Below are 20945 nucleotides of genomic sequence, written 5' to 3' on the forward strand. Positions count from 1 at the left end.
AAAAATAAAAAGCCAATCATGTTTGATTGGCTTTTTATTACCTCAAGCTGAACAGAGAACGATGGGGTAATAACATTAACTTACGTTGTCTTGCTAGCGGAGTAATGCTTACTGACCGTGTTTACTCACTAAGTTTAATGATCAATAGCATTAGTGACATAAAGCTTTTCAAGATACTGCTTCGCGACATCGTTCCAGCTAAACCGCTGTTTGGCAGCATTGTGCTTCACCTGTTGCCAAGTATCACTGCCATATAACTCGAGCACTTGATTAACTCGCTCAACCAGAGCTTGCGCTTGCGCTGCTAGCGTTTCACCATTAAACACCCAACCACTGACATTATCTATAATCGTGTCATTCAGTCCGCCCACGCCATGAACCAAACAAGGCTGCCCTTCCCGCATTGCCAGCATTTGACTTATCCCGCATGGCTCAAATGAACTTGGCATTAAAAATAAACTGCCCGATTGATAAAGTTGCTCAGACAATGCTTCATCATAACCGTTTAAAAACAGAAAGTTATCATAACGCGCCGCGGTAGCTTGGAGTACCTTAGCAATATGCAGATCACCACTACCAAGCAACATAAATACCCCACTCGGTTGATGTCGCTGAAGCGATTCGACTATCGCATCTAGCACTGTTTTTGTGGTGGTTCGACCTTCAGCATCAATAAATGGTTGTAATAAAATCAACATTTTTTGTTCTGTTAAACGTCCAACAAAAGTCAACAGAAAACGGTCTGTATCGGGAACAACCTGACTGTTTTTTAGCAACTGGGTGTTGGCCATTAGTGCATGTTTATATTGGTTAATGCGAGTAAGTGCAATGGAATCGATCACATTGACATTAGCAACCTTAGCTTGCCATTTAATAAGGGTATTTTCAGCTTTAAGTAACAACGCCGCATAATCATGATGAGGTTCATCGGTGTTATTAACCTCATCATAAACACAACCATTAATGATCCCGACTAACTTGCCTTGCTGACATCTAGCAATTAAGTCGTTCTCTAAACCTTCTCCACCAAAAAAACCTTTAATATAGTCAGATGGTATGAGCACTTCTCGAGCATAGGTCGGTGACACCAAATGCACTTTGTCACTCAGTACAATCCCCATTCGCATAGGATTGATGCAATTGTCATAACGAGGATCAAACAAGCTGTTATCCGCAATTGGGTTTAATTTACCCATATATTGCGGAAACCAATGGCCGAATGAAGAATCATCTCCGGTAAAGGGGCGGATCCCTTGTAATGCCAAGTTGTGAATCGTAAATACACAAGGTAAAGCCTTTAAGACTGCAAATTCATCAACACAACTGCGAAGCATTGCCACCATGGCAGTGTGCCAGTCGTGAAGGTGTAACACATCCACTCGCGGTAATACTCCTTGCACTAAACTAGTGGCCGCGCAGAGTGAAAACAAAGCAAACTTGGTCGCATCTTCGGCAAACGGTCTGTCGGCGGAACCGTTACAATAGATTTTACCGTGATGGTTAAATAACGGATGATCAAATAAATAGATTTGCGCGATTGAATCGTCAGCATCATTTTGGCTGGCCGCTGCGATGTCATCTTTGTTTTGCGGTCTAGGCATCCGATACACCGCTACAGAGTGGTGTTCACCCGCAAAGCACACCTCAATATCAACCATATGCATAGCATGATATCGCTGGGCTAAAAAACCATAATTTGGCATAGCAACATCGGCTATCACTTCGCACATGGCTAATGCTGGGGGCAAATCGCGGATAACATCCGCCATGCCACCCACTTTAGCGCCGTGAAGTGCATCGTTTTCTGCTGCCACCAGCAGTACTCGTTTTACACTACCTTGAGTCATTTCCAGTCCTTATTCGTAGCCAACAGGTAAACCCAACATTTTCCGTGTTACTAAAGTAACGCCTTTTTCGGATACCCTAAAACCCTTAGCCCTATCGTGATCATGATTATAACCAATCACCATTCCTTCAGGGATAATGCAACCCCGATCTAAAATGGCATTTTGGATTTTACAATTCTTCAATACCACCACATCGGGTAATAAAACCGAGTCTTTTACAAATGAATAAGAACATACCCTCACTTCATCAAACAACACACAACGTTTAACTTTAGCACCTGAAATAATACAGCCTCCAGAAACGATAGAGTCCACTGCCATACCGCGCCTATCATCATCATCAAACACAAATTTAGCGGGTGGTAACTGCTCTTGATAGGTCCAAATTGGCCACTTGGCATCATAAAGGTTGAGTGGAGGTGTGGGTAATAACAGCTCCATGTTTGCTTGAAAAAACGAATCTAATGTCCCAACATCACGCCAATATGAAGGTTGTCCAGCAACCGCACTGGAAAATGGAAATGCAAACACTTTGTGATTTTCAATAATGGCTGGAATGATGTCTTTGCCAAAGTCACGATCTGATTTTTCGTTGTTGGCATCTTTTTTTAACTGTTCAAATAAAAACTTAGTGTTGAATACATAGTTGCCCATCGAAGCTAAACACATTGTAGGATCACTTGGAACCGGTTTGGGCTCAGCGGGTTTTTCTTCAAAGCCAATCACCCGATGATCGCTATCAACTTCCATAACCCCAAACGCTCCAGCGGCTTCGTCAATAGGTGTTTCTAAACAACACACAGTCATCTCAGCACCTGATTCTGCATGGGCGGCTAGCAAGCCTGCATAGTCCATACGATATATATGGTCACCTGATAGGATCATCACATATTTCGGAATTTCCTGTCTAATAATATCAATATTTTGGAATACCGCATCTGCAGTACCTTGATACCAGTTACCTGATGTTTGTTGAGAAGCCGGTAATATTTCAACCGACTCCCCTAGCTCTTTTTTAAAATGTCCCCAGCCACGAGTAACATGACGAATTAATGAATGCGACTTATATTGTGTCACCACCCCTACTCGGCGTATTCCAGAGTTAATACAGTTTGATAATGGAAAATCAATAATGCGATATTTACCCCCAAAATAGAGTGCGGGCTTAGCGCGCCAATCGGTTAATTCGTACAAGCGAGAACCACGTCCCCCCGCTAAAATCAACGCATAGGTATCACGGGTTAAATTACTAATATAACGAATATTACTCATAAGCAGACTCCATTTTGCTATTTAAAATAGCCATTAATAAATAAACATTGATACATGATTTAACTTATTTGTGGCATCACATCACTTACCTGTTTACTTTTTCATCCAAATTTCGTCGCGGTAGCCCGCTATGGTGTTGTCGCTTGAAAAACGCCCGCTTGCGGCGGTATTTTTAATACTCATTTGTTGCCAGCTATCTTGATCAAGATAGGTTTTTGCCACCAGCGCTTGTGCTTGGCAATAACTGTCAAAATCAGCGGCCGTCATCCATTGATCATTAGGATCGATAATCGAGGCAATAATGCTGTCGAAAATCCCCGGTTCGACCAAATTAAAATGACCACTTTCTAACATATTCATCACCCCTTGGAGGGCTGGCGAATGATCAATAATGTGTTGAGGCTGGTAATCCATACGAGTTTGCGTTACTTGACTAGCATTTAAGCCAAATAAGAAGAAGTTTTCATGGCCAACCTCTTCAAGCATTTCTATATTGGCGCCATCTAATGTGCCAATGGTCAAGGCACCATTCATCATGAATTTCATGTTGCCTGTACCTGAAGCTTCTTTACCCGCTGTTGATATTTGCTCAGATAAATCAGTGCCCGGGCAAATTTTTTCCATCGCACTGACGTTGTAATTAGGTATAAATGCCATGCGTAAATATGGCGTAACAAGAGGATCAGAATTGACCATATGGGCTACATTATTGGCCAGCTTAATAATTTGTTTTGCCATGGCATATCCAGGAGCAGCCTTGCCACCAATTAACACACAACGTGGCACCATATCCTCGGTGTCTCCGTTAAGTATGCGGCGATATAAATGGATAACATGAAGAATATTCATCAATTGGCGTTTGTATTCGTGGATACGCTTAACTTGCACATCAAACATCATCTTTGGATCAAACTCGACGCCACACTGCTGTTTCACAAATTTGGTTAATGATTGTTTATTCTCAAATTTTACCAAGGCCCATTCTTTAACAAATGCTTTGTCACTGATACAGTCATTTAGTCCCTTAAGCCGTGACAAATCCTTAATCCAATCGTTGCCTAAACGACTACAAATCAACGAAGATAATTTTGGGTTACAAAATGCTAGCCAACGTCTAGGGGTAACACCGTTAGTTTTGTTGTTAAACTTGTGAGGCCATAATTGATAGAAGTTATTAAATAACCCCTCTTTGAGTAACTGAGTATGTAACCCTGCCACACCATTAACAGAAAAACTGGCAACGATGGCTAAGTAGGCCATTCGTATTTGCTGTTCTCCGCCCTCTTCAATAATCGACATCTCAGTCAGCTTTTGAATGTCACCAGGCCAATGATGTGCAACCAACTCTAAATACCGTGCATTAATTTCAAATATGATTTCGACAATACGAGGAAGCATATTTTTCATCATAGGAACTGACCAACGCTCTAATGCCTCAGGCAATAAAGTATGGTTGGTATATGCCATTGACTGACTTGTAATGGTCCACGCTGCGTCCCAACTTAAACCATATTGATCAAGCAACAATCGCATCAATTCAGGCACAGCAATGCTAGGATGAGTATCGTTAAGCTGCATTACGTTTAGCTCACTGAAGTGGCTAAAATCTTCACCAAACTTGTTTACATAACGGATTAATAGGTCCTGTAAACTGGCTGAAGATAAAAAATATTGTTGCTTCAACCGTAATTCTTTACCATTAACGCTAGCGTCATTGGGATACAACACCATGGTAATTTGTTCAGCCAAGTTTTTAGTTGCTACCGCTTCTGCATAATCACCTTCGTTAAACTCTGCTAAATCGAAGTCATCATTGGCTTCCGCTTTCCATAAACGTAAGGTGTTAATACGATTATTTTTATAACCTGGAATAGGCATATCATATGGAATAGCTAATACTTTTTGAGTGTTAACCAAAACATGATGCCGATGACCCTGCTTAAAAGAATGAGTTTCGGTATGACCATAAAAAGGGACAGAAACAATATGATTAGAAATTCGGACTTCCCAAGGGTTACCATTTCGTAACCAACGATCGGGTCGCTCTATCTGATAACCATCTATTATTTTTTGTACAAACATGCCGTATTGATATCGGATACCATAACCCGTAACGGGTAAATCCAAACTAGCACAACTGTCGAGAAAACAAGCCGCTAAGCGTCCGAGCCCACCATTGCCTAACCCTGCATCATGCTCAACTTGTTCAATATGTTCTAAGTTAGTGGCGTACTCTGTGAGTACTTGTTGAGCATCCTCGGTAATGTCTAAACTTAATAATGCATTACCTAATGCTCGGCCCATCAAAAACTCTAATGACAAATAGGCCACTTGTTTTTGTTGATATTGATTATCCTTGAGCCGTGTTTGTCGCCAGTCATCAAGCATTTGTTCCTTAACGCTTTGTGCTAAGGCATTAAACAATTCATGTTTATCATGGTCGTCTCTGCATAATTCGTAGCGCATATGCCTTGCTAATAAGGCCTTTAAGCTATCGCAAGGTTCTTCGTGAGAACAATTTTGTTCGTCTATTAATATCTCGGCAGTGACTTCAACTTTACTATTGGTTTTACTGATATTGGCACTGGCGTTATCTTTCGCTGTGGTCATCAATTGCTCCTTGTAAACTCGGTATGAAATAACATTAAACTACGACTCATTAAACTGACTTGCTGATCCTCATTCACTGAAGGCTCACTTTCTTGGGTATGTAATAAACAATGCCAATATCGAAGATGGGGTAATTGTGGCAGAGTAAAGGTATGAGCTAATTCATCTGTATTAATCATCAATAACAATGCTTCTGTACTCTCAGCGGCAGCACCAATATCAGCATGAGCTAAATTCCCCGTTAAAATGACACTCAAGGTCCGGATTTGATACTCACCCCAATGGCATTTGTTCATCACCTCACCCTGGCGGTTAAACCAGGCTAAACCATTATCAAAAAGGGCTTCTGGCTTATGAATAAACGCTTGATGGCATAACATTGGAAAGCGTTTACGTAAGCTGATTAATTGCGCCGTAAAGTTCACTAATGGCCAATCGATATTGTCCCAGTTAAACCACCCTATGGGATTGTCCTGACAATAGGCATTGTTATTACCTTGTTGAGTTTGGCTCGATTCATCGCCTGCCAACAACATCGGTACCCCCTGAGACAACAACAAACAGGTTAATAAGTTACGTTTTTGTCGACTGCGGATGGCATTAATGGCGTCATCGTCGCACTCACCTTCGATGCCATAATTACTACTGCAGTTTTCTTGATGTCCATCGCGGTTATCTTCACCGTTGGCCAAGTTATGACGATCGCCATAACTGACTAAATCATGCAAACTGAAACCATCATGGCTGGTGATAAAATTGATGCTCGCGGCAGGGCCACGACCGTTATGTTCGAAAAAATCGCTTGAACCGTGGAACCGCTTGGCAAACTCAGGTGATAAACCACTGTCGCCACGCCAGAATTTGCGCATGGCATCTCTATAACGGTCATTCCACTCACTGAATGCCACTGGGTAATTGCCTAACTGATACCCCCCAGGGCCAATGTCCCAAGGCTCAGCAATCAATTTGACTTTGCACAACACAGGATCTTGAGTGATGGCATCAAAAAAGCCACTTCCACGATCAAATCCATAGGCTTCTCGTCCAAGGCAACTGGCTAAATCAAATCTAAATCCATCAACGCCCATCACTTCTACCCAGTAGCGCAACGAATCCATGACCAGCATCAGTACTTGAGGATGATTAAGGTTGAAGGTATTACCGCAGCCAGTATCGTTAATGTTGAAACGTTTTTCATTGGGTAATAACCGATAGTAGCTAGCATTATCGATACCACGAAAACTGAAAGTGGGTCCCAAATGGTTTCCTTCGGCGGTATGGTTAAAAACCACATCGAGGATCACTTCAATCCCAGCAAGATGAAGTGTAGAAACCATTCGTCTGAATTCGCCAATATCTCCCTCATCCGATAAATAAGCAGAATGTGGAGCCATAAAAGCAATGCTGTTGTATCCCCAGTAATTAGTCAGGCCTTTTTGCACCAAAAAGGGTTCATCAAAAAAGCCATGCACGGGTAACAACTCTATGCAGGTAATCCCTAAGTTCTGTAAATAGTCAATTATCGGTTGGCTAGCTAACCCAGCAAACGTCCCTTGTTGGGACAATTGAATATTGGGGTGCTGTTGAGTAAAACCCTTTACATGAGTCTCGAATATGATGCTTCTAGCGAGACTAATATTAAGGGGTGCTATTGGAATATCGTTTACAAATCGACTGTCTAACACCATACATTTGGGCATATATGGTGCGCTATCTTGAGTATCAAATGATAAATCTTCATTTAAAGCATCAATGTCATAACCATAAATCGCAGGGTGGTATGTCACTTCCCCCACTAATCTTTTGGCGTAAGGATCGAGCAGAAATTTATGATGATTAAAACGGTGCCCGAGTTCAGGCTGGTAAGGCCCAAAAACTCGATAGCCATAAAGCTGTCCCGCTTTAGCACCCGATAAGTGGCAATGCCAAATCTGTCGTGTTTGATGCTGCATAATATATTGCGCTATTTCAACACTGCCTGTGGAGTCAAAAATACACAGCACTACTTTTGTTGCATGCGCCGAAAATAACGAAAAGTTCACCCCGTTATCATCGAGTGTTGCCCCAAGTGGATAAGGATAACCGCTGGTCATATCCATAACATGCCCTTGTAAAGTTGAAACCATTATTTCGTCACCCACTTATTGCGTAGGCTGATCTTGTTCGTCTAGTTCTGGAACCCAAATACTGCAACCCAACGGTGGTACTGTGATAACAATACTGTGTAACATGCCTTGCCATGGAGTAGCCTGAGCTTCACAGGGATTATCATTGACGACATCACCGCCACCATAGTGCCGATGGTCACTGTTGAGCAACTCGCGATAGTTTTGCGCCGTGGGTACACCCACTCTGAAGTCGTAATAAACCTGTGGAGACATGTTGACCACAATCACGACATGTTGTTGCTTGTCCATGCCAAAACGACAAAACACCAAAATGTTATTGTCAGCATTGTTGCAGTCGAGCCATTGGAAACCGTCGCTATGGTGATCGCGTTGATATAATGCAGGATATTGTTGATAGCATTGATTGAGATCGCGCACCCAATCTTGCACACCTTGATGTGTTGCATAGGTTAATAAATGCCAATCTAGGCTCTGGTTATGGTTCCATTCGTTGTGCTGGGCAAATTCGTTACCCATAAACAATAATTTTTTGCCCGGATGAGTCCACATAAAGCCATAATAAGCGCGTAATGTGGCGAACTTCTGCCAGTCATCACCCGGAATTTTATGCAGTAACGACCCCTTACCGTGAACCACTTCATCGTGACTGAGTGACAAAATAAATTGTTCGGTGAAGGCATACACTAAGCTAAAGGTAAGCTCACCATGATGATAACGTCGGTAAAGAGGGTCACAACTGATGTAACGTAAAGTGTCATTCATCCACCCCATGTTCCATTTAAAGCCAAAACCTAGGCCATTATTGCTGGTGGCTTGCGTCACACCTGGCCATGCGGTTGACTCTTCAGCAATCATGTTAATGCCTGGGAAGCATTGGTACATGCGCGCATTTAACTCTTGTAGAAAGCTGATAGCTTCAAGGTTTTCACGCCCGCCGAATTTATTTGGGATCCATTGATCTGCTCTTCTGCTGTAATCGAGGTAGAGCATAGACGACACAGCATCAAGCCTTAAACCATCAAAATGAAATTCATCTAACCAGTAATGGGCATTACTGTATAAAAAACTGCGAACTTCTGCGCGACCATAATTATAAATTAGTGTGTCCCAGTCCGGTTGTTCGCCTTTGCGGGGGTCAGCATGTTCGTATAAGCAACTACCGTCAAACCTTACCAATCCATGAGGATCGCGAGGAAAATGTGCTGGCACCCAATCGAGCAACACCGCAATACCTTGCTGATGGCATTCATCAATAAAAGCTTTAAGGCCATTGGCATCACCAAAGCGATAAGTCGGGGCAAATAACCCTACAGGTTGATAACCCCAAGATCCATCGAACGGATATTCGCTGATTGGCATTAACTGTAAATGAGTAAAACCCATCTCTTTTATATAAGGTACTAACTCGGCAATTAACTGCGAGTAATCAGTATATTCCTGGCCGTCATCCCCATTGCGACGCCACGAGGCTAATTGCACCTCATAGATAGACATAGGTTGTACGTGTGGCTGATGACTTGCCCGCTCTGCTAACCATTGACTATCTTGCCAGTCATAACGTTCGACATGAGGGATTTTCGACGCATTATGAGGTGATGGTTGCATGGCGACCGCGTAAGGATCGGACTTAATAACGCGATTGCCATGCATATCGCTAATGGCATATTTATAGTGTTGATCGGGTTCAACCTCAGCAATGAAAATATCCCACAGCCCACTAGCAGGATGGTGACGTAATATATGACGCTTGTTGTCCCATAAATTAAAATCCCCCATCACCGCCACTTGCTTAGCATTTGGCGCCCACACACAAAAATGAACCCCTTTCAGACCCTGATGTTCACGCCAATTAGCACCCTGAAAATGGTATGTTTGCAACTGGCTGCCTTCGCCAAATAAATACACGTCATCAGGGTTGAGTAAGCTGTCAAATTGATATGGGTCGTTAATGAGCTGCTCACATAAGGGATATTGCACCCGCAATAAATAAGCAAAAGGCTTCACTCTTCGGCCCATTTTACCGGCAAATAGACCTTGCTCGTTCACTTGCTCAAGTGTTGCCACTTTACGTCCATCTTTAGCGCTCAATACATCAACACTGATCGCACCAGGTATTAAGCAACGGACAACCAGTGTTTTACCATCATTAGCACTGTGCATGCCAAGCAGTGAAAACACATCTGTGTACTCACCATTTAATAAGGCTATTTCACTACCTTGTTGAAAATACGGGGTCGCTACAGTCATATTCAATGATCCATTAATAGGCACGTTTATCGGATGACGATGTGTTTTCTGCATTGGTTTTTACTGTTGTGTTTACGGTACTTGTGTTAACTGGATTGGCTTGAGTTCGTGACTTTCGGGCTGATGCTATCGCTTCAAGACGTTGCTGTACTTTAGGGCTTTGGGACATTTGTTTGATTGAAAGGGGTAATCGACGCTGCCAATTAGGGAATGCTTTCCAGGTGCCGGGAATATTTACTCCGTGTTTATCGGCGACTAAATCACTTAATTGCACACTAAACAGTTGTGCATTGCCTTTTGCGGCAACTCGGATCCAGGCCAATAACACACTGTCAAAATCTAATTGTTCAACCGATGTAGTAGAGGTTGGTAGCTCAAATTCCTGTTCGCGGATAAGCAAGTCAATTAATTGCTGTTTCTCTTGCTGACGCTGAGTGTTGGCCTGCTGTAACTTGTCATCGGTTTCAATCAATTCGAGCTGACGTCGTAGACGTAAGTCCGCACCAAACCACCACGCAGAAAGCGTTGGTACATCATGATTGGCCAGCATCATTAGGCTTTGACGATTATAGTTTTTTGGTGATTTAAAGTTATTGTGGTCTTTACAAAAATAAAATAATTCATTAGATAAAATGCCGGCTTCGTGCAAACACGCCACAATTTCCGGTGGTACTATGCCTAAATCCTCGCCAATCACAATGCAACGAGCGCGCTGGCTTTCTAAACAAATAATGGCTAACAAGGTTTCTAATGGATAATAGACATAACAGCCATTACCGAGTTCTTCATGTAGAGGCCACCACCACAAACGCAGTAATCCCATGACATGATCAATTCTCAATGCTCCGCAACTTTGCATATTACTGCGAACCAACTGGATAAAATGACCATAATCAAGTTGTTTTAATTTAACCGGATCGAATGGGGTTAAGCCCCAATTTTGGCCATGTTCAGCAAAAGGATCTGGTGGTGCCCCAATACTGGCGTTGCCACAAAAAAAATCGGCATTGGCACTAATTTCGGCGCCATGACTCACCGCCCCGACAGCCAAATCACGAATAAGCCCAATACTCATTCCACACTGTTTTGCATTCAATTGGCAAGCTTGTAATTGTTCATTAGCGACAAATTGTAGATACAAATAAAAGCCAACATCTTGAGTGAAATATTTAGGTGCTAATTCCACCTCGATGGTAACAAACTGCATCAGCGCAGTTTCATCTTGTGCCAAAAACGCCTTATAGGCTCTGTATCTTGGTGTTTCTAACTTGACGTGATAAGAACAAAATATTTGATACAACTTATCGAAAGCGGCATATTTCAGGCTATGCACTTCATCGTAATTAATAAGGTGTGCTTGATTCAGCACTAACCTTTTTTGCTGCCATTTTTGTGATAAAAGTTCCCCATTGAGGGCGTTATACTCATCAACGGCTTCAATTTGTATGTATAAAGGGTTTAATCGACGGCGGTCTGTCGGGCTGTATGGACTGGGGTTATCTGGCTGGCTGATGTCTACAGCATGTAGTGGATTGAGAAGAATAAAATCTGCACCAGCATGGGCAGCGTACTCTATAAGTTCAGCTAAATTGCCAAAATCACCAATCCCCCATTGCGCCTCATTACGTAAAGCATACAGTTGCGCATTAAGTCCCCATGTTTCTTTATTGTTGTTAAATGGCTGCGCTGAACGACCTTGATAAGCCGTAGACGGCGCAACCATCAATTGTCCCTGTAAGGTGTTTTTACGCTGAGGATCATGATTAAACACTAAATCAACTTGGTGATAACCTAAATGCAATGCCGAGTTATCAAGCATTAAGCGATATTGGCAATAACGCTTGTCATTAATATGATATTCGCCAGCAATAACACAATCACTTACATTGGCACTCACCGAGAGTGTGTCAATATTTTCACCGCTAATGGTCACCACAAACCCAGATGCATAATTCTCTGGCAGATAAACATCGACATAAAGCTTTTCAATGGTACACCATTGAAAAGTATGTAACGGAAGCAACCAAGGCTGTACATCGAGTTGCTCTATTCGCGCGTCTATCTTTGGTGGTGATAATTGCTGCTGAGTAAAATCCTGTATATCAAATGATTGAGGGTCGGACTCATCATGAAGATGTTCACGTTGATGAAACGATGATTGCAATAACATCGTAGTTAAAATCCCCTGCCTGTCCCTAGCGGGTATGTGAACAAGATTACCGAAACAATCGATAAATTCTGCCCCTACACCTTGCAAATATAGCAACTTCTCTAGTCCCATATTTGTCTTCCTCGCGATAATTAACTGCATTCATTCCAGCAGTTACCATGCCAGTTCATCATAACAAATTGAAGACAGATTAATGGCAATAAAATGACAACGATTACTAAATATAAATCAGCAACTTACCAATCGATGTTGACGTTTAAATGTTTAAACACACAATCATTTTAGGACTATTAAATGCACGATAATCGGGCACGTGTCACAAAATGGCGCAATTAAGCAATCAATGTCACTATAATTATTATTACTCGGTTTATTGCGTAGACGGTTGATATTAAGTAGGAACGGTTAATCGTGCAGCAAACAAATTACCTAAACTATTGAGCATTCTGATAGGCTTGTTCAAATGTTATACAATGAGTTGCTGGGCGCGACTCATTGTTGGATGTTTAAACCCATTTTATTAATTATCTGGTATTAAGTGGAAATTCTGCGGCTTATAGATAAATAATAAGATTGTTAGGCATCGTTGTTTTTCGGCAACGGCTCCTGCGTTACTCTATCTCCTACATCTGACTGCTATAGATGGTGGAAATGTTTTAATTTTATGGCAAAAATAAGACCATGCAGTTGTACCTAATAAACATATTAAGCAGCATAGAAGGTGCAGAAAACCGCCCTTAAGAATCACATAGGCTTTCCATTTATTTGTTACATTGTTTTACAAAGAAACAACCATATTTTCAACAATGCGTCTCAAACTGAAATCTGAGTGACTCTGATCGAACATATAATTAATTGAATATGTATAACACTCAATAAACTATTAATTGGATTCAAACACATCAATGAATAAACACGAATTTCAAATACGCTACCGATTACATCAATTGAGTGCCGCGATTGCATCCGCACCAACATCGTATTTGGGACGCCAAGCGGCGGTGTTAATTCCGATTATTGAAATAGATCAGCAACTGCAAATTGTATTGACCCAACGGGCAATGCATTTACGTCATCATCCTGGGCAAATTAGCTTTCCTGGCGGTAAAGTTGAACCTACGGACATAAATGCCATTGATACTGCATTGAGAGAGGCCCATGAAGAAATAGGCTTAAGCGCCGAAAACGTTGAGGTATTAGGTTTATTTCCGCCGCACAAAACATTTACGGGATTTGAGATAACCCCAGTGGTGGCTTTTGTAAAACAGCCCTTCGAGTTAATCATTGATCCGGGCGAAGTAGCAGACTGTTTTACCGTACCATTAAGCTTTTTTATTGACAGAAATAATCGACATGAGGTGTTTCATTATCGACATGGAAAACGCTATCACGTTCATTTTATGCCGTTTGAAGACCGTTTTATATGGGGAGTAACGGCAGCAATAATCGATTTATTATGCCGCCATGTCACGCAAGATTGATTTTTAATTATAATTTAAATCATGTAACGAATGTATAACCCAGCAGATTACGACACCTGCAGTAGCAGTGGCAATAGAAAAAGGATATTGACCCAAAAGCCATTCCTCGTGGTCGTTTGGCAGCAATAATCGATTTACTATGCCGCTATGTCACGCAAAATTGATTTTGATTATCATTTAAATCATGTAGCGAATGTATAACCCAGCAGATAACGACACCAACAGTAGCAATAGAAAAGCATATTGACCCAAAAGCCATTCCTCGTGGTCGTTTGGCAGAAATAATCGATTTACTATGCCGCTATGTCACGCAAGATTGATTTTTAATTATAATTTAAATCATGTAACGAATGTATAACCCAGCAGATAACGACACCAACAGTAGCAAAGGGATATTGACCCAAAAGCCAATTCTAGTGGTTGTTTTAGCATAAAAATTAACCAGCAAGTTTAAAAAACTCACGCCCGCACAACACCAGATTAAATACTCTAACTTAACCGTCAAATCGGGTTCCCAATAAAGACGCACAGACACACCTTTACTCAAAAAATACCCCACGGCGCGATCTGGCCTCGCCTCACCATAAATAATTAACGCATAAATGGCCAAACTCCACCCTAAAATCGATAATACGGTCAACACAACTTGCAAAGTACCTAATCGAGACATGTCCTAATCCTTGGTTTACACAATATGCCAACCTCATACCTCTTCATTAATTTTCACACTGATAATTAATTAAGATAGGAGTGATGACGGTAATCGGCATTGGCTTAACTTGCTCATTTGCCAAATATTTAACCGACTTAATCAAAAGTAACACAATAATCATTATAGAATAGCGTTTTAAGCTTGAGAAAAGCCACCAGCAAGGTAAGATAAACGCAAATTTATATTCATAATTCGATACGTTGGAGAATTAAGCAACAATGAGCATTACATCTGTCGCTTCTGTATTTAAAGGTGAACACGCAATCGGTTCGCAAGTCACTGTACGTGGCTGGGTAAGAACTCGCCGTGATTCTAAAGCTGGTATCTCTTTCTTGGCCGTTTACGACGGTTCATGTTTCGACCCTATACAAGGTGTCGTACCAAATAGCCTAGCCAATTACAATGACGATGTATTGAAATTGACTGCCGGCTGCGCTGTAGTCATGACCGGTGAAGTGGTGGCTTCTCCTGGTGCTGGCCAAGCATTTGAACTGCAAGTCTCTGGCGTTGAAGTCACCGGCTTTGTTGATGACCCAGATACCTACCCAATGGCCGCTAAGCGTCACTCTATTGAGCATCTTCGTGAACTTGCTCACTTACGTCCACGTACCAACATTATTGGTGCTGTAGCGCGAGTGCGTAACTGTTTGTCACAAGCTATTCACCGTTTTTACCATCAAGAAGGGTTTATTTGGGTATCGACCCCACTGATTACCGCTTCTGATTGTGAAGGCGCTGGTGAAATGTTCCGAGTATCGACTTTAGACATGGAAAACTTACCTCGCACAGATGCTGGTAAAGTGGATTATGACAAAGACTTTTTCGGTAAAGAAGCATTTTTAACTGTTTCTGGCCAGTTAAACGCAGAAACCTATGCTTGTGCTTTATCTAAAGTGTATACCTTTGGCCCAACTTTCCGCGCTGAAAACTCCAACACAACTCGTCACCTTGCAGAGTTTTGGATGGTTGAACCGGAAGTGGCTTTTGCTACATTAGATGATGCGGCTGAGCTGGCTGAAAAAATGCTTAAGTTTGCGTTTAATGCTGTGCTTGAAGAGCGTATGGATGATTTAAGCTTCTTCAACGAACGTGTTGATAAAACGGTTATTGAACGTTTACAAGCTTTTGTAAGCAGTGACTTTGCGCAAGTTGATTATACTGATGCAGTAGAGATCCTTAAAAACTGCGGCAAGACGTTCGAGTTCCCTGTTGAATGGGGCATTGATTTACAATCTGAGCATGAGCGTTATTTAGCTGAAGAACACTTTAAAGCGCCGGTTGTAGTGAAAAACTACCCTAAAGACATTAAAGCGTTCTACATGCGTTTAAACGATGATGGCAAGACTGTTGCCGCCATGGACGTGTTAGCACCAGGCATTGGTGAGATCATTGGTGGTGCGCAACGTGAAGAGCGTTTAGATGTGCTTGATGCACGTTTAGCTGAAATGGATTTAAGCCAGGAAGATTACTGGTGGTACCGTGACTTACGCCGTTATGGCACAGTGCCTCACTCAGGCTTTGGTTTAGGGTTTGAACGTTTAGTGTCATATGTGACTGGTGTGAACAATATCCGTGATGTGATCCCTTTCCCACGTGCGCCACGTTCTGCAAACTTCTAATCCGCTAGTGTCATAGTCAATAATAGATGTTAAAACGCGCCTTTACGGCGCGTTTTTTTATTATCTGATTTATGCCTTGAGTAACTCAAAATCAATGTCAGGCAAACATTCAAAACCGGGTTTAGCAAAAAGATAACCTTGCATTAGCTCGATACCGGCATTTTTTAACCAAAGATACTCCTCCATGGTTTCAATCCCTTCGGCTAAAACCGTGATTTTGAGTTCGTGCATCATATTCAAGCAATGGCTGACGATGATCTGACGCGTTGTATTTAAATGAATATTGCGGATAAGCCCCATATCAAGCTTAATAATATCCGTTTGGAAGTCGGCTAATAAATTCAACCCAGAAAAACCAGAACCAAAGTCATCGGTCGCGGTTTTAAATCCTAACGCTTGATAATAATTAACAATTTTTTTGATGTGTTCGCTGTCTTCAATCTTTTCAACTTCAGTAAACTCAAACATGATCCGTTCAGTCGGGAACTGATATTTTTTAGCCGCCTCAAGCGTAGTGCGAATACAGCGCTCGGGTTTATAAATCGCATTAGGTAAAAAGTTAATGCTCAACATGGAATCGATCTGCAACTTTGCAGCTAAAGCGATTGCTTTGATGCGGCAGAGTTGATCGAACAAGTAGCGATTATCGTCGTTAACCTTAGCGATAATGGAATAAGCCGATTCATTATTGACGCCGCGCACTAGCGCCTCATAACCAAAAACATCCATGGTTTGGCAATTGATAATCGGTTGGAATGCCATGGTAAAATCAAAGCCGAGCTCATTATCATCGATACAATGATTACACACTACTTTATCGCAATTTATATCGTCTGATGTCATATTTATACCAGTTCATTCTCTGTCGTTTGCGCATCAATGCGTCATAAGCAGTTCAATTAAAGCACTTTACATAAAGTGTAGTCTACTCAGATTGGCTAGCTGTTTAAAATAATTTGCTCACGTAGTTGTTTAACTTCATCGCGAAGCGCTGCGGCTTGTTCAAATTCTAAGTTTCTGGCAAATTCGTGCATTTGCTTTTCAAGTGCATCGATTTGATGGCTCAAATCAGCAACACTGGTGTACGTTGCACGATTGTCTGCCACTTGTGCATATTTGCCTTGTTGTTTGTGCTGACCTTTGGCTTTTTTAGGATCGCCTACATCCATTACGTCGGTGATACTCTTCACGACGCCGCGAGGTACAATCCCAAGCTTTAAATTGTGCTGATGTTGTTTTTCACGTCGACGTTCAGTTTCACCCATGGCTTTTGCCATTGAATTGGTAATTCTGTCGGCATAGAGAATCACTTTACCGTTAACGTTACGTGCAGCGCGGCCAATCGTCTGAATAAGCGAACGTTCAGAGCGTAAAAAACCTTCTTTATCGGCATCAAGAATACACACTAACGATACTTCGGGTAAATCCAGGCCTTCACGTAATAAGTTAATCCCGACTAACACATCAAAATGGCCTAAGCGAAGATCACGAATAATTTCAATTCGCTCAACAGTGTCAATATCTGAGTGTAAGTAACGCACTTTAACGCCATGTTCGTCGAGGTATTCAGTTAAGTCTTCTGACATACGTTTAGTTAACGTTGTCACTAATACCCGCTCATTAACCGCCACGCGTTTATGAATTTCAGATAATAAATCGTCGACTTGGATCCCAACAGGGCGAACCTCAAGTACCGGATCAAGTAATCCGGTTGGACGAACGAGCTGCTCAGCAATTTCGCCATCACTTTTATCAAGCTCATACTGGCTAGGTGTGGCCGAAACAAAAATGGTTTGCGGCATTAAACGCTCGAACTCTTCGAACATTAACGGGCGGTTGTCGAGTGCTGAGGGTAATCTAAATCCGTACTCGACTAGATTCATTTTACGGCTACGATCGCCTTTGTACATGGCGCCTATTTGTGGCACCGTCACGTGCGATTCGTCAATAATCAACAAACCGTCTGCAGGTAAATAATCCAGAAGCGTCGGAGGTCCTTCACCGGTTCCCCGCCCTGACAAATAACGTGAGTAGTTTTCGATACCTGAGCAATAACCTAATTCAACCATCATTTCGACGTCGTATTGCACTCTTTCGGTGATCCGTTGCGCTTCGATAAGTTTGTTGTTGTCGAGCAAGAATTGCCGACGCTCACGCAATTCTTCTTTAATGTCTTCTGTTGCCGCTAATATTTTTTCACGTGGAGTGACATAGTGCGTTTTAGGATAAATAGTGGTCCGCACGATGCGCTTATTTATTTGTCCTGTCAGTGGATCAAATTCGCTCAAACGTTCTATTTCATCGTCAAACAATTCAATGCGGATGGCTTCACGTTCCGATTCTGCGGGGAATATGTCAATCACTTCACCACGCACACGATAAGTGCCACGCTGCAATTCGATATCATTGCGCTTGTATTGTAATTCACTGAGGCGAATAAGAATGTCACGTTGCCCCATAAAGTCACCCTGACGGAGATGCAGTAACATTTTCATGTATGACTCAGGATCACCCAGGCCATAAATCGCAGACACTGAGGCAATAAGTACCACATCTTTACGCTCTAATAATGCTTTGGTCGCTGATAAACGCATTTGCTCAATATGGGCGTTAACCGATGCATCTTTTTCAATAAAGGTATTTGAGGCGGGTACATACGCTTCTGGTTGATAGTAGTCGTAGTAAGACACAAAATACTCAACGGCATTGTGTGGAAAAAATTCTTTCATTTCGCCATAAAGCTGAGCCGCAAGCGTTTTGTTAGGTGCCATGATAATGGTTGGACGCCCCATTTGCTTAATCACATTAGCAATAGTGTAAGTTTTACCTGAGCCTGTCACCCCTAATAAGGTTTGGCTGGCAATGCCTGAGTGAAGACCCTCGACTAATTGATTGATTGCGGTGGGCTGATCGCCCGCGGGCTCAAATTTGGACTCTAAGGTGAAAACTGACTCTGACACTGCATGACTTCCTTAATAATTGAACTGTTTATGATATACCTAAACACTAATGGGTTGCGACTGTAAATATTGATATGCCTTGATGCAGTGCTGCAGTGCTGCAGTGCTGCAGTGCCAACCTATCCATGACAAATAGGCGATACCAATAAATAACGAAAAATAAATAACGATAAATAAGCGATTTCACAAGCTGAGCATTACTGGTAGCGGGGATTGACGCTATGGTAACTAAAGTGATCTATTTGGGTGGTACTTTTATCAGATTGATATCTCTTCAATATAATTGAACAATGTACAGCGCTAAATCGTTGAACGATGAATTCAACCCACTCAAGCACAAGCGTACTCGTTAGCGTAATGTCTGTATATGCAGGACGATTACGATCGTTTACCGCCATACAAACATTGATTATGGCAACGATGCGATCCTTATATAGACGTTATCGATACAAGCCGTTTAGTGTTAAATACCGCGAGTAAATCGGTGAAAAACTAAACTAAACTGCAATTTAATACACAATCTACAATGCAAACGGATTACAATTTTGCAATCCACAGAACAGTGAAAAAACAAAACAGTTGATTTTTGTATTCATTTGAATTTAATCAAGTTAATTTATCGCTAATGAATAAGTGCATTTTAAGTCCAAGCCTTGCTCAGTAAGGGATTGAAGAGCATTTATAGAAGAAGTCCACATGTTTATCCACAGATTTAGTGGATAACTCACTAAACACCAATGTGGCTGCGGGATAGCGCGATAGCAAGGTTCATAAAAACGTAAGAATGTTTTGATGAAATTTAATTACATTTGATATGCAATACGAAACAGCAAGACAATCGGTTCATTATTTCCTAATGTAAGAGTGCCCACAAACGACGTTAAAGGGTTTGATCAAAAGCAATATCAATTAACACATCTCGGTAGGTCCTTTAAATCGTTAACGGTATTGGTCATCCCCTTATGTGTACAATGAATGTAACCGAAAAATGGATGTAACCGAAAACTCACAGCGTCAATGCATGAGTGCTAACCCCAGTAGAGAAACAATCTAGGCTGCCAATGCCACTCATAAAATAAGTAAATGCACTCATCGCTACTGTCTTTTAAAAAATTTTGTACGTTCAAAGCACAGACTCACTTTAGTGCTTATCCATAGCGTGACCCAATAGTGGCCATCCCTGGAGTCAATTACTTCGTGTTACGACTGGAATCAAAATGACACCTAAGTGATGAGCACCCTACTGCGCTTTTGATTTCACTCTTCTTTAATGAGCACAAGATCAACAAAGATCTGAATTGAATATATAAGTGTTTCATTTTCTATTCATTGTTTAAAAATCGACATAAACGCCCAAAAGTCGTGCACGATGTGTATTTGATAACCAATTAGTCACATAAATGCGTTTTTTTTTATAACTCGAGTTGACTCAGTTACCAGAGCGTTTTACTATGCGCTCCGTTCTCAGCAATACATTGCTAAAAACGTTTCCCCAGTAGTTCAGTTGGTAGAACGGCGGACTGTTAATCCGTATGTCACTGGTTCGAGTCCAGTCTGGGGAGCCAATTTAGTATGTAAGTTTAGAATATAAGCGTAATTCCCCAATAGTTCAGTTGGTAGAACGGCGGACTGTTAATCCGTATGTCACTGGTTCGAGTCCAGTTTGGGGAGCCAACGTTTATAATTATCGAAATAATTCCCCAATAGTTCAGTTGGTAGAACGGCGGACTGTTAATCCGTATGTCACTGGTTCGAGTCCAGTTTGGGGAGCCATCGAGATAATGCATTTGAAATAATACGCTTCCCCAGTAGTTCAGTTGGTAGAACGGCGGACTGTTAATCCGTATGTCACTGGTTCGAGTCCAGTCTGGGGAGCCATTTCAAGTCAAAATAGTTCG

11 protein-coding genes and 4 tRNA genes are annotated in these 20945 nt (G+C 41.8%); 6 read left to right on the forward strand and 9 right to left on the reverse strand.

Annotated elements, in window-relative coordinates; translation table 11 throughout:
• Nucleotides 1–134 precede the first annotated feature (134 nt).
• From AC19MV_RS14430 to malQ, 6 genes are all read right to left on the reverse strand, one after another.
• On the reverse strand, nt 135–1847 hold the full coding sequence (locus tag AC19MV_RS14430) for a glycogen synthase (protein ID WP_498308417.1): 1713 nt from the start codon (nt 1845–1847) through the stop codon (nt 135–137).
• Nucleotides 1848–1856: 9 nt separating this feature from the next.
• Nucleotides 1857–3119: a glucose-1-phosphate adenylyltransferase gene (gene glgC, locus AC19MV_RS14435; protein WP_432401954.1), complete on the reverse strand. Its 1263-nt coding sequence runs from the start codon at nt 3117–3119 to the stop codon at nt 1857–1859.
• Nucleotides 3120–3212: 93 nt separating this feature from the next.
• The gene (locus AC19MV_RS14440) at nt 3213–5729 is read right to left on the reverse strand and encodes a glycogen/starch/alpha-glucan phosphorylase (protein WP_498308419.1); all 2517 of its coding nucleotides are present in this window, start codon (nt 5727–5729) and stop codon (nt 3213–3215) included.
• Nucleotides 5729–7828: a glycogen debranching protein GlgX gene (gene glgX / locus AC19MV_RS14445; protein ID WP_498308421.1), complete on the reverse strand. Its 2100-nt coding sequence runs from the start codon at nt 7826–7828 to the stop codon at nt 5729–5731. Before glgX ends, AC19MV_RS14440 begins: the two co-directional genes overlap by 1 nt.
• Nucleotides 7829–7870: 42 nt before the next feature.
• On the reverse strand, nt 7871–10105 hold the full coding sequence (gene glgB / locus AC19MV_RS14450) for a 1,4-alpha-glucan branching protein GlgB (RefSeq protein WP_498308423.1): 2235 nt from the start codon (nt 10103–10105) through the stop codon (nt 7871–7873).
• A 13-nt stretch (nt 10106–10118) separates the two neighbouring features.
• Nucleotides 10119–12386, reverse strand: coding sequence for a 4-alpha-glucanotransferase (gene malQ, locus AC19MV_RS14455; RefSeq protein WP_498308425.1), 2268 nt, complete (start codon nt 12384–12386; stop codon nt 10119–10121).
• A gap of 794 nt (nt 12387–13180) precedes the next feature.
• Between malQ and AC19MV_RS14460 the strand changes: the two genes are divergently transcribed.
• Nucleotides 13181–13756, forward strand: a complete 576-nt coding sequence (locus AC19MV_RS14460) for a CoA pyrophosphatase (protein WP_498308427.1) — start codon at nt 13181–13183, stop codon at nt 13754–13756.
• A 334-nt stretch (nt 13757–14090) separates the two neighbouring features.
• On the opposite strand, the gene AC19MV_RS14465 is transcribed toward AC19MV_RS14460, so the two are convergent.
• A complete protein-coding gene (locus AC19MV_RS14465) occupies nt 14091–14426 on the reverse strand; it encodes a hypothetical protein (RefSeq protein WP_432401966.1) in 336 nt (111 codons plus the stop codon).
• 260 nt (nt 14427–14686) lie between these two features.
• On the opposite strand from AC19MV_RS14465, the gene asnS reads away from it, so the two are divergent.
• Nucleotides 14687–16087: an asparagine--tRNA ligase gene (gene asnS, locus AC19MV_RS14470; RefSeq protein ID WP_432401968.1), complete on the forward strand. Its 1401-nt coding sequence runs from the start codon at nt 14687–14689 to the stop codon at nt 16085–16087.
• A 69-nt stretch (nt 16088–16156) separates the two neighbouring features.
• Here asnS and AC19MV_RS14475 read toward each other — a convergent pair whose 3' ends face one another.
• Nucleotides 16157–16930, reverse strand: a complete 774-nt coding sequence (locus AC19MV_RS14475) for an EAL domain-containing protein (protein ID WP_498308429.1) — start codon at nt 16928–16930, stop codon at nt 16157–16159.
• A gap of 95 nt (nt 16931–17025) precedes the next feature.
• On the reverse strand, nt 17026–19047 hold the full coding sequence (gene uvrB, locus AC19MV_RS14480) for an excinuclease ABC subunit UvrB (protein WP_432401972.1): 2022 nt from the start codon (nt 19045–19047) through the stop codon (nt 17026–17028).
• Between the two features lie 1489 nt (nt 19048–20536).
• Here uvrB and AC19MV_RS14485 point away from each other — a divergent pair.
• The 4 genes from AC19MV_RS14485 (at nt 20537) to AC19MV_RS14500 (ending at nt 20925) form a co-directional block, all read left to right on the forward strand.
• Nucleotides 20537–20612 (forward strand) — tRNA-Asn (locus AC19MV_RS14485).
• A gap of 33 nt (nt 20613–20645) precedes the next feature.
• Nucleotides 20646–20721: transfer RNA gene (locus AC19MV_RS14490), tRNA-Asn, on the forward strand.
• A gap of 23 nt (nt 20722–20744) precedes the next feature.
• Nucleotides 20745–20820, forward strand: a tRNA-Asn gene (locus AC19MV_RS14495).
• Between the two features lie 29 nt (nt 20821–20849).
• Nucleotides 20850–20925: transfer RNA gene (locus AC19MV_RS14500), tRNA-Asn, on the forward strand.
• The last annotated feature ends 20 nt before the right edge of the window (nt 20926–20945 follow it).

The sequence above is a fragment of the Shewanella sp. MF05913 genome, assembly GCF_059758095.1.